A 16,327-nucleotide genomic window follows, 5' to 3' on the forward strand; every position below is an offset into this window, starting at 1 on the left:
TGTCTGTAAACAACTGTTGAATTGCTTGCGGGTGACTCAAAAACACCATTGGCTGCTTGTTAGTTAGCCATAACGTGAAACAATCACCATGTGCTTTGGCAGAATTTTCCATTAGTTGCAATGGCTGATAAATCCATTGAACTAGCTGCATAAATTTAGGAATTTTTGGACTATCTGGGAGTTGCATAACTCAGGCTCCTAGTATTGCTATTTTTACTAACCGAACAAAAGTATTAATTACCGGATTGTTTCTTCATTAAATCTACCTATAGGTAATTTATTGCTAGACATATTACAATTAAACTGGCAAATTGGTATACATTTTTTATACTAATTTCCATGTTTGATATTTATATTATTGACTTGTTTGTAATTGGATTACTCTTACTGGTAGTTACATTGGGATCTGGTTGGATTACCCGTCTACCTTTATCGTTTTCACTTATCTATCTATTGGTTGGGATTTTTCTTGGGCCTTATGGCTTAGGTTTAATTCAATTACGTCGGGATGATGTATTTAACGCCGAATTATTAGAAAAAATTTCCGAATTAGTAGTTATTGTTTCGGTTTTTGGTTGTGGCTTAAAAATTATTCGTCCACTAAATTTTCAAGTTTGGGGGATTACATCTCGCCTGATTGGTTTATTAATGCCAATTTCAATTTTTGGCTTGGCTGTTGTGGGCAAGTTATTCTTAGGGATGAATTGGGGAGAAGCTATATTATTAGGAGCGATTTTAGCACCTACTGACCCGGTGTTAGCCTCAGAAGTACAACTGACTGATACTAATGATAGAGATGAGTTACGTTTTGGTTTAACATCAGAAGGTGGATTAAATGATGCCTTAGCTTTTCCCTTTGTTTATTTTGGGATTTATGCTTTAAAAGATGATAATTGGCACAACTGGTTTAAAGAATGGATAGTGATAGATTTACTTTGGGCGATCGCAGCAGGAATCTTGATGGGTATTTTAGTTCCTAAAGTAATCGTCTGGATTGATCAAAATCTCCAAAAGCGCCGTTCTGCTGATAAATTAATGGAAGATTTTGTTGGTATTAGTATAATTTTACTGACTTATTCTTTAACAGAATTTGTGAATGGTTATGGTTTTTTGGCAGTATTTGTAGCGGGTTTAGTCGTGCAACGAAGTTATCGCAATCCAGAAAAACCATTGGCTCAATTAGAATTTATTGAACAACTAGAAAAGCTGTTAGAAGTTGGCACAATTCTATTGTTAGGCTCAATCTTACTATTCAAGCCTATGCTTGATTATGCTTTCCAATCTTTAGTAGTAATTATTTTATTATTCGTGTTTATACGACCTTTAGGTGCATGGGTCAGCACAATCAGTAAACATCCATTTAGTTCCCATCGCCGCAATTTACACCCTGGAACTCGCTGGTTATTTGGTTGGTTTGGAATTCGTGGTGTTGGTTCCCTTTATTATCTTGCCTATGCTTTTGGTAACGGTCTCAAGGGAGAAGCTGCTGAACAAATTGCCTGGATAACTTACACGACTATTGTTGTGTCAGTAATTGTACATGGAATTAGTGCAACTCCCTTAATGACTTGGTATGAGGCTCATATTGCCAAACAGAAAAAACCTCTACCGGCTTCTACTATTGATGAATTTGAGTAAACGCAGACATAATCAACAGTTAACGGAAAAATTTAGACTCCTGTACTCTACAGGAGAACCCGTATGGTAGAGGATACTACAGAGATGCAGAGTACATCAGGGAATGAGAGTTGGAGAGATTTTTAGCGAGATGGTATAAGAAAAAAAGTACTTGCAAATTTTACTTAAGTGTAGTACTCTAGTACTATAATAAGAAACCCTAATAAAACAACCCCACAGCACCCGTGGGGTTTTCTATTGAAGATGATTTGCAGAGACTGTTTCACTTTTAAGGTGATACATTTGACAAGCGGAGAGTGTGAACTGTATCAGGACGTTTGCTTTGAGAATATTATTTTAAGTTGGTCGCACGAATATTGGTGCAGCGATCGCCGCTTTTGTCCTGTTATGTCGCTGAGTCTTTGCCGTGAGAACTCATCACTTGTTCAGGGTACTTTAAAAAGGTATGTTCAATCTTAATTCCGCGACTATCCATCACCTGAGTAAACAAATCTGTTGGTAGGGCATTTTCTACAGGTAAAACTCCTGGTTTATGAAGTTTACCTTCAAGAATTAATTGAGCAACAGTACCAGTACCACAGCCAGTGGCTAAAGCAGCATTATCATGCAATACAGTAGAAGCATAAACGCCTGTTGAACCATTTTTTTTGCCTGTAACTTCTGACCTGACTGCTACACCAATACCGCTGAAACGATTAGTAAAATCTGTCATGGTATGGCTGACATGAGATAAGAATTCAATCATGCCATTACGCTGCATTAACCACTTGGGGAAAATATGTGCTGCAATCCAGGTCAGATGATTATAGTAATCGGGAAATGAACCAAACTTAGTAACTACACTTTTAACTGAAGGAAAGGCATAAGGCAAGGTAAAGGTTTCTGGCATATCAAACCAGTAAACTCCATTACGTTGATAATGGGGAAAATCAACAAGTTCTCTTTCACTATAAGGCTTGACTTCCTGCCATTTGCCATCTATCCAAGCTTCAAAAGGATGTTGTAAGCCGAGAAAAGTTGTCCGCATAACGGTGATACCAGCACCACCGGAACCAGCCACTAAATAGAACAACTTGATTTTTTCGGCTTCATCAAATTGTTCTACACCCTGACGCACCATACTGTTAGATATACCAGGGAAAATGCCTGTATTAATTACGGCTGTTACCCCAGATGCAACAGCTTGTTCATGATAAGTTAAAGCTTTGCTAGTAAAAGAACGGTGGTCACTCACATCTATGTAGTTAACGCCTTGTTCAATACAAAATTTGAGAACATTGGCATCACGGTAGTGAAACGGGCCTGCACAGTGAACGACTAAATCAGAGTTAGCGATCGCTTCCCGTAGTTTATCAACTTCTGCCAAGTCTAAAGTTAAATACTGTTCTCGTTCTGCTAAGGGCAAACTTCCCGTCTCTGGAGTACGCCCAGTGATGGTAATTTTGGCTTGCGTATGGTTAGCAATATCCTGAGCGACACTGCTACCAATTCGCCCCCTTCCTCCAAGAATTAAAACGCGGTCTGTCATTACTCCGGTATGGGCAACATTACTTGTATTTGACCAGTTGATCATTGTCTTTGTCATCGGTTACAAGGATGACTTGCCTACCAATATAGGAAGATATATCCAGCATTTACGCACTTCGGTTATTTGTAAAGACTCGGTATAAAATTATAAATAAAAGAGACCGCCATCAAACCGTCTCAGGCAATCAGGGTTGTTTTGATAAACAAATTTTGTCAAATATGTAAGTATACATATATTTAATAAGTTTTTGTAATATTGCAGATTCTGGCGAAACTAAATAATTTAATATTTTCTTTAGATTCTCATCAGTAGTGATCCGCGTTCATTCAAGCCAGGAGCGAGAGTAATGAAGATGTGCCTTGTGAACTCAAAAATATTACGTCAGCTTTGGGCTGTAGTGGAACAAACCCAAAGCAGTACACTCCTGGGACTTAGTGACAAAGATTTGGTTAAGCTGCTATTAGGACAGATTGAGAGCAATAAAGTCCTGGATTCTGAAGAAACTCTAAGCCTAACGGATTACATTTACTCTAGGACTTTGCTGATACGTGATTTAGCTCAAGCACGTTCAGCATCATAATTGCAGGTAAAAGCCTATGCAAGTATCTAGTCTTTTAGTATAGACTTTTAGCCTGTTATTTCCAGAATTATCTAGGATTAATGTGCCTTCTTGGCCCCCACCCTGGATTGACAATAGCAGCTAAATCTTCTGCCGACAATTTATCAATTTCAGCCTCTAGTTCTTCAACAGTGAAATCATAGCCACGTTCTCTAGCAATCTTAACAAACGCTTCTGGATTAGCTGTAGCCTTGAGTTTTTGCTGAAATGCTTGGTCTTCTTTGACTGCTTGAAAAAATTTTGCAGCATTTTGCATTGCCATGATAGCTCATCTCCTATATTAAATAGTCAAGCTTGAATGTGTTCATTAAGACTGTTCTAGTTTTACAAAATATTGCAACTCTCAATCTTAAACTCGGCTCAATTCCTTTTGCACTACTTCACCAGATACCACTTGAGATTCTGGTGTAACTTTTGTCAGATGTTGCTCTAAAATTGCCAAATTCCGAATGTTGGATTTGTAGAACGCATCAAACAAATCACCCACTAAAGGTACACTACCAACTACAGCTTCTAAACCAACATTAAAAATCATTTTGGCTAAGTCTTGGCGAGGAATACCGAAGCGGGTAGCTAAAAATATAATGTAAGCCGAAAATCCTGTACTAATGAAATCTCCAGCACCTGGAACCAGACCAATAATGGGGTCTAATCCAATGCGAAAACCAAGTAGAGGTATGCGTATAGATGTATCCATCAGACGGCTAAGTCTGCGGATACGTTCAAGAGTAGCCAGGCGTTTAACAGCATCCATAATTGATGATCTCCGCACTATTTTTAAGGTGCATTATTTTCATTGATATGTCTTGTATCCTGAGAAAGAACAACTAGACACATCTATGTTTATTGGTGCTGCTTCTGGCTTATTCCCTGCTGAAATTGACAAAAATTTTGCAGAGTTTTGAGTAGGCGATCGCCCTGCTAAACTGAATTTATCGCAGTAACAGAGTTAAAAGCCTTTTGCCGTCTAAGTTTCATTATTTACCGATATTCTAACCAACTTGGCTACTGCTAGATTGTTAAATCATTTCAAATCGGTGACTGTATGCAATAATTAATAAGTTGTTTTTTTGAAAAAATTAATGAGTAAATTTCAAATTGACATTGACTATAGTAATGTAGAGTTAAATGCCCTAGAAACAGACGAAGATTTCCACAGAGAAGCAAAAACACTATTACCTCAAGCATTACAAAAACTAGGTGAAAGTATTGGGGAACAAACTTGGGAAGAATTACAAAAAAATTTGCAAAAATCAGGCAGTAAATCTAAAGGTTCTCAATTAGAGAAGCGCAAGTTTATTCAAGAAACAGGCAGAACTTATCAACGTAGAGCTAGTGGTAGAGAAAAACAAGAACTAGAAGATTATATAGTAGAGCAATTACGTAGTTTGCAAAATAAAACAAGATAGATTAGGTATTTATTTATTTGCTGAAAATACCCTGTCAAATTAATTTTTTCAAAAATGCAATGTTGAGAATTTGCCGGGAAAACACTTGATAGCAGCCTCATTTATTAGTCAGAAAACAGGGTGTATGAGGCTGCAATGCTGTATCAAGTCAAGAGCATGTTAGGGTGTTAAGTCAAATGCTTTTTGATGCCGATACATTTTCTAACTCAGCATTAACTACACACCACAACTCAACTCACCAGCTTTTTGAGTAAAGCGACGATTTTCTCTGTAGTCTACCGGACAATCGATGACAGCTGGTACATCCTGGGCTAAGGCTTCTTTGAGTATAGGTATTAAATCGAGACTAGATTCCACTCGATAACCTTTTAAACCCATACTTTCAGCAAATTTGACAAAATCAGGATTACCAAAATGTACAAAGGATGAATTACCTTTGCCAAAATGGTTTTCTTGTTTCCATTCAATTAAGCCATAGCCACCATCATTAAATATCAAGGTGACGAAGGGAGTACCCACACGCAAAGCTGTTTCTAATTCTTGGCAATTCATCATAAAGCCACCGTCACCAGTTACGGCAACAATTTTGCGATTAGGATAAACGAGTTTAGCCGCTAAAGCACCAGGAATAGCAATACCCATTGCTGCAAAACCGTTAGAAATAATGCAAGTATTGGGACTATGACAATGATAATGACGCGCCATCCACATTTTGTGTGCGCCAACGTCAGAGATAACGATATCATCTGGCCCCATAACTTGCCGCAAGTCATAAATTAATTTTTGCGGCTTAATAGGATAACCTTCATCGTTGGCGTATTGTTCATAATCAGCCCGAATCTCGCCGCGCAAGGTAATGGCGTAGGGATGAGGTTTACCTTGGCGATCAGCTACTTTTAAAATTTCTGAGAGAGAGTCAGAAATATCGCCGATGACTTCTACATGAGAAACATAGCTACTATCAATTTCCGCCGCAGCTGTACTAATATGCACAATTGGAATCTTACCTTCAGGATTCCATTTTTTCGGGGAAAATTCAATTAAATCGTAGCCGATCGCAATGACTAAATCTGTATTATCAAAGCCGCAGGTGATAAAGTCCCGTTGCTGTAATCCCACAGACCATAAAGCTAAAGGATGAGTGTAAGGAATTACGCCTTTACCCATGAATGTATTCGCCACAGGTATATTCATTTGCGTGGCAAATTGGGTCACGGCATCACTAGCTTGGCCGCGAATTGCACCATTGCCAACTAAAATTAGGGGATTCACCGCTTGGGATATCATCGCGGCGGCGGCGCGGATGCTGGCAAAAGAGGCGTAGGTTTTTTCAATTTTATCCCGCTGTAAAGGTTTACCTTCAACGGGCATAGCAGCAATATTTTCTGGTAAATCTATGTGGACTGCGCCGGGTTTTTCGGTTTGCGATCGCTTGAAGGCTTTCCGCACTACTTCTGGTGTAATACTTGGGCGAACAATCTGCTTATTCCACTTAGTTACCGGGGCAAACATTGCCACTAAATCTAAATATTGGTGGGATTCAATGTGCATTCTATCGGTTCCCACTTGACCAGTAATTGCCACCAAAGGCGCACCATCAAGATTTGCATCCGCTACACCAGTCATCAGATTGGTTGCGCCAGGGCCAAGAGTGGAAAGACAAACCCCAGCTTTCCCGGTTAAACGTCCGTAGACATCGGCCATAAAAGCCGCACCTTGTTCATGACGAGTTGTAATAAATTTAATTGAAGAATGTTTTAATGCTTCTAAAACGTGTAAATTTTCCTCACCTGGGAGTCCAAAAACATATTCGACTCCTTCATTTTCTAAACACTTGACTAATAATTCTGCTGTATTCATTTTAATTTCCTCATAAGATGCACGAAATAGGAAACGCAGATTTTTTGAAGTATGAGATCTAATTTCAGACTTCATACTTCAGACTTCATACTTTTCTACTATTTCACCCAAACAGTTTTAACATTGACAAACTCTTGTATACCTTGAATGCTTAATTCTCGGCCATACCCAGAACGTTTGATACCACCAAAAGGCAACCTGGGGTCAGATTTGACCAAACCGTTGATAAAGACTGCACCCGCTTCAATTTCGGTAATCAAGCGATCGCGTTCTTGGTCGTTATTTGTCCAAGCACTAGCGCCTAAACCAAAAGGTGTAGCATTTGCTAGTTTAATTGCAGCATCAATGTCTGGAACCCGGAATAACAAAGCTACCGGGCCAAAAAATTCTTCCTGAGCTATTGGTGCGTCAAGGGGAATATCTGTGATGATAGTTGGTGGATAAAAGTTTCCTGGACGGTCTGAAATATGATACCCACCAGTCAAGACTTTTCCACCACTGTTTTTAGCAACTTGGACTTGCTGATCTAAATCTTGGAGAATATCTGGTGTAGCTAGTGGCCCTAAATCGGTATCTGGTTGCATCGGATCGCCGACTTTCAGCGCCTGAAATTTATCTAATAGCAACTTCTCAAATTGATCAGCGATCGCTTCTTCCACAATAAAGCGTTTCGCTGCAATACAAGATTGCCCATTATTTAACATCCGCGCGGCGGTAGCTGTAGCCACGGCTGTTTCTACATCAGCACTAGCTAACACAATAAACGGATCACTTCCCCCCAATTCCAGAACTGTTTTTTTAATATGTTTACCAGCCGTGGCGGCTAAAGATGCACCCGCTGGTTCACTTCCTGTCAAAGTTGCCGCTTTCACGCGGTCATCAGCAATGATATCGGCAACTTTTGCCGCACCAATTAATAAAGTTTGAAATACACCTTCAGGAAAACCAGCCCGTTGGATAATCTCTGCAATTGCTAAAGCAGATTGCGGCACATTAGACGCATGTTTTAATAAACCCACATTACCAGCCATCAGTGCAGGCGCAGCAAAGCGAAACACTTGCCAAAAAGGGAAATTCCACGGCATCACTGCCAAAATCACCCCTAATGGCTGATAGCGGACAAAACTATGACTAGCATCAGTTTTCACAGCAACATCAGCCAAAAAATCAGCTGCGTGTTCGGCATAATAGCGACAAACAGCGGCACATTTTTCGACTTCAGAAATTGCGGCTTTATATGGTTTACCCATTTCCAGCGTCATGACTTTAGCAAAGTCTGTTTTTTCTTGGTCTAAAATTTCCGCAGCCTTTTGCAACCAGAGCGATCGCTGAGAGAAACTCGTCTTACGATATTGCTCAAAAGCTTGATTTGCCAAATCCAGTTTAGCGGCAATTTCAGCATCGTTGAGTGGCTCAAAAGTTTTGAGCGTCTCCCCAGTGGCGGGATTGATGGTGGCGATAGCCATTGCCTGACCCCCATTAAAAAATAGCTTGAGGTAGCCGCCTATTTTTACACAAATTAGTTATAGAAGCTACCATCAAAATTGTAGACTTATCCCTTATTATTGGTCGCTTAATATTACAATTTCGCAATTAAACATATAACAATATATACAATAATTGAATGTGTTTTTAGGTAAATATTCTCAAGAGTAAATTCAGTGAGTAGTAAGATTTTTTTCATCCAATTGCTAGGCAAAAATTACTAGCCATTGTGCCATTAATCGATAATTTTTGTGTGAGCGATCGGCAAATAATCGAGCAAACAACCTCATACAAAGCCAGGTTTTTACGATAGCACCGAAAAACCTAAAGCGCTACTATGTTATTCCGATTAGACTTCTTAATTATTGGTAGAGATAGAAAATCAAGAACAAGAAAGCAGGACGTAAAGCCTACTGCATTTTTTTTCAAAATTAAATAGGATTCTCATCGCAAAAATCTAGGAGCTTAGTCTTGCAAAAGTAAATTTAACTAGAGCAAGGAAAAGCTGGAAATTTAAATAATACAGCAATTCACCCTTTTTCAGCTTTTTCTAGCTTCTGTTCTTCAATTTCTCCCTAATGCTAATGTAAAAGTTTGTATCGAAAGGTTGTCAGCCTTTGATGCTAGGATTATTTAAATTTTGAGCCTAACTGGTGACATAACACGCACAAACTCTAGAAAAAAATCCCTATAGATAAACGCTAATTTCCCGAAAAACCAGCAGTATTTCTCAACAGATGGTATAAAAGTTGCAGCGGAAGACAGCAAAAGCGTCCAAAGCACAAGCAGATATTTTAAATAACTTCAAACAGTATTAGGGGTAGCTATTATGCCAACAATTCATTTAATAGATGGTGAAAAAGGTGGGGTAGGAAAGTCTCTAGTCACTCGGACAATGATTCAATATTGTCTGGATAAAAAAATTCCCTTTGTACCCATAGAGACAGATAGATCAAATCCTGATGTGGCTGGTGTTTATAAGGGGATGTGTCAGTATGCTGTGTTTACCGAAGATGAACGCCAAGCCGACAAAGCCGATAGAATCTTTGAGATGGCAATGTCTAAGCCAGTAATTGTCAATCTCGCCGCTCAAAGCCATCGCGCCGTCAAAAACTGGATTGATAAAAACCAGTTACTCGAACTAGGAAGCGCCGAAGGAGTTAGTTTTTGTAAGTGGTTTGTAACTACAGGCGGATATGACAGCTTAAATTTATTTGTCCAGTCTATAAATAGCTACGGTGATAAAGTTCCCCATGTCCTCGTCAGGAATTGTGGACTGTGTGACGACTGGGAACACGTTGATTCTGACCCTAACATGCAACAGTTAGTACAGAAGCATAACGTTCAGGTTGTGGATTTTCCGAAGTTGGCATACAAAGAAAGAAATATCATTGACCAAACTCGTATGACCTTTTCAGAAGCACGAGAATATAAAGAATTTGGTATTTTGAGCAAACAGCGAGTCGTACATTTTCTCAAGCTGGCTTATGCTGCTTTTGAAAAAGTTGGCATTTGGTATGAAGAAGTAAAACAGGCTTAAAATGAGTCGATGGTCATTTGCTACTTCTTGTTATGATCATTCTGACTCTGTATTTATGCACAACACAAGTAGTTTTAGTGTTATGACCGTAGCCTGATGCACCGCAGCATAATATGGTGTGTTAGGCATTAATTTTCTCTGACAGTCGCGTCATAACTTCACCTTCTAGTACATCACCACAAGGCTATTCGCGTACTACATAGGTTAAGTTCTATGTTTAATAAATAAAATTAGGTATTTACTTATCAAATAGGGCGCAAGTAAGAAAATTAATTCAAAAAAAATCTGTTTACTTACTCAAATACTTTAATAGTGAAGCTTTCATCTGCCATTACAGCATAACTTCCTTGCGAAGCAATGGACGGGTTAGCTAGAGGAGAAAATCGGGATCACCCTTGGATATTGTGATATTGGAATATCACGGCCTTTTCTAGTAAGAGCAGCAATAAGCTATGAGCGATTACACCCGTTTGCCAAACTAGCATTAGGTAAAAATTTTAGCCCTTTATATAACTACTAAAACCACTAGATACTGATGTTTTTATCATAACTGTAAATCAAATTTTAACCTAATTAAAATAGATTTTTTTATTAAAAGCTAAATCAAAGAGCGAACCACATTAATTTTAAAAACATTGATATTTTTTATACTGTAACAATCCTTGGAAAGAAATTAACTCCTAGAGTTGCTTAGTTTGTGTTTTGTAAATAGTTGTATAATCAATCTGAGACATTTTAGTCATAAAAAGTTATTAAGATTACAAAATAATATCTCAGTATATTAGCCAAAATTAACATCAGAACTGTGATTTGAGAAAAAAGCTAAATTTTGTCATCTAGCCTGAAGATTCATACTTTTTAAGCTGATTTTTTGCTGTTCAGATTTTTAATATCACTTTTTTATTGCTTTCACGGAAACACTTAACTAATGCCATCACTTTATCCTGTGGATTTACCTACCTTAGAGCAGGTAATGGAATGTTACCCTTTAACTGTGTTACCGGATACTCTGCTCGTTGATGTAATTGCTTTTATGAATCCTGTAAGCAGCAGTACAGTGGATTCTGCATCTGATTTTAGTAGTTATGTTTTAGTAGTTGAGGAAAAAAAGTTAATAGGTATATTCACCCTACGTGATGTAGTCAGGCTCACTGGCGCAGGGGTAGATTTATCCAGGGTAAAAATTTTCGAGGTGATGACTCAGCCAGTCATTAGCTTGACACAGGGTGCGGCTCAAAATGCTCTCACCGCTTTAGCTTTCATACGCCAGCATCACATTCGCCATTTGCCTGTGGTCGATGAGCAAGGGCAATTGTTAGGCTTGATTACTCAAGACAGAATCCGTCAGGTAATCCAACCAGTGCATCTGCTGAAACTGCGATGTGTGACAGAGGTGATGGTAACGGAAATTATTTATGCACTGTCAACTACATCTGTGTTGGAATTATCTCAGATGATGAGCGATCGCCGCATCAGTTGCGTCGTCATTGTCGCCCCACAACAGACAAAGTTGATTCCGGTGGGGATGATCACCGAGAAAGATATTCTCAAAGTCCAGTTACAGGGACTAGATATGGCTCAAACTCAGGTGCAAGCCGTAATGAGTACCCCTGTATTAAGTATCAATCCTAGTGAATCTTTGTTGACTGTTCACCAGTTGATGTAAGAGCAAGGGGTGAGGCGGGTAGTTGTAGTAGATGAACAAGGAGAACTGCAAGGACTGGTGACACAAACCAATCTTTTGCAAGTGTTTGATCCTGTAGAAATAGTCAACGTCATCCAAGCCTTACAAGCCAAAGTTACAGAGCAAACAGTTCAACTCCAGCAAAGCAACCAGCAGTTAGAAGCAGAAATCAAACAACGCCGCCAAGTTGAGGAATCACTGCGCCAAACTCAACAAGAATTAGAGTTTCGAGTGGTGGAACGGACAGCCGAACTGGTGCAAGCTAATGCACGTCTACAACAGCGTGAACAGCAGTTGCAAGCCTTGTTTGATCACGTTTTGGATGCGATCCTGATTGCGGATGATGAGGGACGTTATGTAGATGCCAATGCAGCAGCTTGCGAATTATTTGGTGTATCTAGAGAAGAACTTTTAGCTTCCACAATTGCGGATTTTGCCGCACCCGAATTTAATTTTACCCAGGCTTGGCAACAGTTCTGCAAACAAGGAAAAATGTCGGGTGAGTTTCTATTGCATCGTCCCAACGGTACAGTACGAGCAACAGAATTTGCGGCGGTTGCCAATTTTATGCCACATCGCCATCTTTCCATCATCCGGGATGTGAGCCAACGGCAACAAGCTGAAGTCAATCTGCAAAACAGCGAGCAACGCCTACAACTCGCACTCTCAGCCAGCAAGACAGGTATTTGGGACTGGAATCTGCAAACTAATGAGGTGGTCTGGTCTGAGAGTATGTGTTCTCTATTTGATCTCGATCCCCAGACATTCAACAACAGGTTTGAATCATTTTTAAATTTCATTCACCCTGAAGACCGAGAATTTGTGGAACAATCTCTGATGCAGTGTATTGATCAGCATACCATCTGTAATATCGAGTTTCGGGTAGTATGGCTGGATGGTACAGTACACTGGGCACATGGCAAAGGAAGCGTCTTCTACGATGAAACTGGTCAGCCACTCCGGATGATTGGGGTGCATCAGGACATTACAGAACGCCAACAAGCTAAGGCAAATCTGCAAAAAAGTGAGCAACGGCTAAAACTAGCACTCTGGGCTGCTAATATTGGCACTTGGGACTGGGATTTGCAAACCAATGAAGTTATCTGGTCTGATCATCTGTTTTCTTTATTTGGTTTAACCCCTGATACGTTTGATGTCAGCTATGAAAATTTTTTAAATCAAATTGTCCATCCTGAAGACCGCGAACGGCTACATCAATCAGTTTTGCGAGCCATTGACCAGCAAGTACCCCATGATCTCGAATTCCGGTTTCTTTACCCAGATGGTACAGTTGGTTGGTCATTATGTAAAGGTCAAGTATTATACGATGACATCACGGGTGAGCCACTCCAGATGATTGGCGTGAATATGGATATCACTGAACAAAAGCAACTAGAATTCAACCTCCAACAATCAGAAGCGAAGCTCAGAGATATCCTTAACAGTTCAGCAATCTCAATAGCTCGTTTTCGCCTGTTTGCTAATCTTGATTGGGAATATGATTACCAATCAGCAGGATGTGAAGGTATCTTTGGTTACACTCAACAAGAAATGATAGAGCAATATTGCTGGATGTCACGGGTGTTTCCAGAAGACCTAGAAAATATTTTCATGCCTGCCTTAGAAAATTTGTTTGCGGCAACCACTGTGACAATACAGTATCGTTTTTATCACAAAAATGGTGGTGTACGCTGGATTTCAGGGACTTTTACATCTCGATATGATGAAGTCGCAAATTGCTGGATAGTCACAGTTGCGGACACAGACATCACTGAACGCAAACAAGCACAAGAGAAAATTCAAGAACAAGCAGCTTTAATTGATATCGCCACCGATGCTATTTTTGTCCATGATTTAGAAAACCGCATTTTGTTCTGGAGTCAAGGGGCTGAGTGCTTGTATGGCTGGACAGCAGAGGAAAGCTTGGGTAAAAAAGCCCATGAAATATTCTACAGAAAATCATTATCGCAACTCGAAGTAGGTTTACAAACTACTATCGAACAAGGTGCTTGGCAAGGTGAGTTAGAACAAGTCACTAAAAGTGGTAGAGAAATTATTGTTGCTAGTCGGTGGACACTAGTAAACAATCAATTTGGCGAACCCCAATCCATCTTAGTAGTTAACACCGACATCACCGAGAAAAAACAACTAGAGCAACAATTTTACCGCGCTCAAAGGTTGGAGAGTATAGGAACTCTCGCCAGTGGCATTGCCCACGACCTTAACAACGTCTTTGCTCCCATTATGATGATTGCTCAACTGTTGCCTGCCAGATGCAAAAGTGTGGATGCACGGACTCAAGAACTGTTTAAAACTTTAGAAACTAGCTCAAAGCGTGGCTCTGATTTAGTGAAGCAAATTCTCACCTTTGCCCGTGGTACAGAAGGTCAACGTATCCTACTGCAACCTGGACATTTGCTCAAAGAATTGGTCAAAGTCATCAAACAGACATTTCCGAAATCCATTGACATCCGTGCTGACATTCCCACAAATACACTCTGGATGGTCAAAGCTGATCCCACTCAAATAGAGCAAGTATTCATGAATCTGGCAGTCAATGCCCGTGATGCCATGCCCAATGGTGGGATACTCAAAATCACTGCCGAAAATCGTATGATTGACACAACCTATGCCCGAATGCACCTGGACGCTCATGCAGGGGACTACATTGTTGTCACTGTCTCAGATACCGGGACGGGAATTCCGCCAGAATTTTTGGAGCGGATATTTGATCCATTTTTTACTACAAAAGAAGTTGGTAAAGGTACAGGGCTAGGACTATCAACGGTTTTAGGTATCGTCAAGAATCATGAAGGTTTTATCAACGTATTAAGTGAGGTAGGTAAAGGCACAGAATTTCAAGTGTTCTTACTCAGAGGAGAAGGCACAGCAACCGAGGCAGAAATGGAGGCAGAACTGCCCAGAGGTAACGAGGAGTTGATTTTGGTTGTAGATGATGAAGCCGTCGTCCAAAAAACCACACAGGAAACCCTAGAAGATTATAATTACAAAACCCTAGTGGCTAATGATGGTATTGAGGCGATCGCTCTCTATGTTGAATATCAACCAGAAATCAGTGCCGTCTTGCTAGATATGTTCATGCCCAACATGGACGGATTAACCGCTATCCGCACCCTACGCACCATCAACCCCAACGTCAAGATTATTGTCACCAGTGGCTTACCCGCCAACGAGCAAAAAGCGATCGCGGCTGGTGCAGACAAATTTTTCTCTAAGCCCTACACAACCACAGATTTATTGACTACTCTATCGGATGTAATCGGGATTAAAGATTAGAACATTGCTTACTTGCAAAATGCCTTACATCTAAGGGACTGATAAAAAAGCTACAAAGCTTTTATACAAGATACTTGCAATTATGCTATTTTCTCAAAAATGATTAAGAATTCTATTTAAGCCCCGACCGCATAATATAGATGCACAGCATTGGCTTTCAAAACCATCGATTTATCTGGGCGATGACAAGTATTAGTAAGAAATGCAGGGCTGAATTTGCTTACTTTTAGTGCATTGTAATTATTGCTTGACTTGGGGCGATCGCATTACTACCTGCTTGAAATCACAATGCTGCCTTAACTGACAGACACTTCTTTTAACTCAACTTCCCGCCGTCGTGGAACATCATAAGTCATAAAGTCATAAGCCATATCTGTCTTAGGAAAAATCGCCCGCGCTTCCTGAAGCAAATCCTTCAATTCTATGGGGTTGCCAGGAGCGTAGCGAGGACTAAAATGAGTCATAATTAACCGATGGGAACCAGCCACTAAAGCTGTTTGTGCTGCCATCGTGGTTGTGGAATGCAATCTTTGAAAAGCCATATCTGCGTCTTGATGGGCAAAGGTAGCTTCGTGAATTAATACATCCGCATCTTTGGCTAGTTCTACTGCCCCTTCTGTATAAACTGTATCTGTACAATAAGCTATTTTGCGGCCAATTTCTGTAGGGCCGCAAAGTTCAGTACCTTTAATGACTCTCCCATCATTCAAGGTGACAGTTTCGCCACGTTTGAGTTGACCATAAATCCGACCAGGAGGAATTTGCAGCGCTTTGGCTTTTTCAATATCAAAACGTCCTGAACGGTCTTTTTCGGCGACCCGATAACCAAATGCAGTAATTCGATGATGTAATTGGCCACAGGTGACTGTGAACTCTTGATCTTCGTAAATTACTCCCGGACGGACAGCATGAACTTTAATCGGATAGGAAAAGTGCGTATGAGAATAGCGTGATGCTGATTGGATATATTCATTTAATCCAGGTGGGCCATAAAGATCAACCCTGTCAACATTGCCAGCTAAACCACAACTAGCCAATAAACCCATCAAGCCAAAAATATGGTCGCCATGCAGATGGGTAATAAAAATTCGGGAAAGTTGGCTGATTTTTAGGTCACTCCGCAAAATTTGATGCTGAGTACCTTCACCACAATCGAATAACCAGAGTTCTGCCCTTTGGGGTAATCTTAGGGCGACACTAGAAACATTACGCGATCGCGTAGGTACACCTGAACTTGTCCCTAAAAATGTTATCTGCACAGCGTTTT

General features: G+C 40.1%; 12 protein-coding genes (1 of these 12 only partly in view). 5 read left to right on the forward strand and 7 right to left on the reverse strand.

Features of this window, described 5'->3' with window-relative positions; genetic code table 11:
• Positions 1–187, reverse strand: partial view of a cytochrome P450 gene (locus AC504W_RS06110; RefSeq protein ID WP_494876798.1) — the 5' portion only. Its footprint begins 1,154 nt before the window's first position; 187 of the gene's 1,341 nt are visible here — the first part of the coding sequence; the start codon lies at positions 185–187; its stop codon lies off the left edge, out of view.
• 152 nt (positions 188–339) lie between these two features.
• On the opposite strand from AC504W_RS06110, the gene AC504W_RS06115 reads away from it, so the two are divergent.
• Positions 340–1,638 (forward strand): cation:proton antiporter, encoded by a 1,299-nt coding sequence (locus AC504W_RS06115; RefSeq protein ID WP_103126680.1) that lies wholly within the window; start codon positions 340–342, stop codon positions 1,636–1,638.
• A gap of 385 nt (positions 1,639–2,023) precedes the next feature.
• On the opposite strand, the gene AC504W_RS06120 is transcribed toward AC504W_RS06115, so the two are convergent.
• The 3 genes from AC504W_RS06120 to AC504W_RS06130 form a co-directional block, all read right to left on the reverse strand.
• Complete coding sequence (locus AC504W_RS06120; protein WP_494878582.1) at positions 2,024–3,166, reverse strand: saccharopine dehydrogenase family protein; 1,143 nt, start codon at positions 3,164–3,166, stop codon at positions 2,024–2,026.
• Positions 3,167–3,813: 647 nt separating this feature from the next.
• On the reverse strand, positions 3,814–4,047 hold the full coding sequence (locus AC504W_RS06125; RefSeq protein ID WP_494876800.1) for a Nif11-like leader peptide family natural product precursor: 234 nt from the start codon (positions 4,045–4,047) through the stop codon (positions 3,814–3,816).
• Positions 4,048–4,134: 87 nt separating this feature from the next.
• A complete protein-coding gene (locus tag AC504W_RS06130; protein WP_494876801.1) occupies positions 4,135–4,539 on the reverse strand; it encodes a DUF4112 domain-containing protein in 405 nt (134 codons plus the stop codon).
• A 328-nt stretch (positions 4,540–4,867) separates the two neighbouring features.
• Here AC504W_RS06130 and AC504W_RS06135 point away from each other — a divergent pair, with 328 nt between their 5' ends.
• A complete protein-coding gene (locus tag AC504W_RS06135) occupies positions 4,868–5,194 on the forward strand; it encodes a hypothetical protein (RefSeq protein ID WP_494876802.1) in 327 nt (108 codons plus the stop codon).
• Between the two features lie 216 nt (positions 5,195–5,410).
• Here the strand turns inward: AC504W_RS06135 and AC504W_RS06140 are convergent, their stop codons facing one another.
• Both AC504W_RS06140 and AC504W_RS06145 read right to left on the reverse strand, forming a co-directional pair.
• Positions 5,411–7,054 (reverse strand): acetolactate synthase large subunit, encoded by a 1,644-nt coding sequence (locus AC504W_RS06140; protein WP_494876803.1) that lies wholly within the window; start codon positions 7,052–7,054, stop codon positions 5,411–5,413.
• Positions 7,055–7,152: 98 nt separating this feature from the next.
• Entirely contained in the window at positions 7,153–8,520 is a 1,368-nt protein-coding gene (locus AC504W_RS06145; protein ID WP_494876804.1) for an NAD-dependent succinate-semialdehyde dehydrogenase, read from the reverse strand.
• A gap of 848 nt (positions 8,521–9,368) precedes the next feature.
• Between AC504W_RS06145 and AC504W_RS06150 the strand changes: the two genes are divergently transcribed.
• The 3 genes from AC504W_RS06150 (at position 9,369) to AC504W_RS06160 (ending at position 15,060) form a co-directional block, all read left to right on the forward strand.
• A complete protein-coding gene (locus AC504W_RS06150) occupies positions 9,369–10,079 on the forward strand; it encodes a P-loop NTPase family protein (protein ID WP_096582981.1) in 711 nt (236 codons plus the stop codon).
• A 928-nt stretch (positions 10,080–11,007) separates the two neighbouring features.
• Positions 11,008–11,745, forward strand: coding sequence for a CBS domain-containing protein (locus AC504W_RS06155; RefSeq protein ID WP_494876805.1), 738 nt, complete (start codon positions 11,008–11,010; stop codon positions 11,743–11,745).
• 9 nt (positions 11,746–11,754) lie between these two features.
• On the forward strand, positions 11,755–15,060 hold the full coding sequence (locus AC504W_RS06160) for a PAS domain S-box protein (protein ID WP_494876806.1): 3,306 nt from the start codon (positions 11,755–11,757) through the stop codon (positions 15,058–15,060).
• A 296-nt stretch (positions 15,061–15,356) separates the two neighbouring features.
• Here the strand turns inward: AC504W_RS06160 and AC504W_RS06165 are convergent, their stop codons facing one another.
• Positions 15,357–16,319 carry a ribonuclease Z gene (locus AC504W_RS06165; protein WP_494876808.1) on the reverse strand — a complete coding sequence of 321 codons (963 nt, stop codon included), beginning with the start codon at positions 16,317–16,319 and terminating at the stop codon, positions 15,357–15,359.
• Positions 16,320–16,327 lie beyond the last annotated feature (8 nt).

It is taken from the genome of Nostoc sp. C96, from assembly GCF_059384975.1.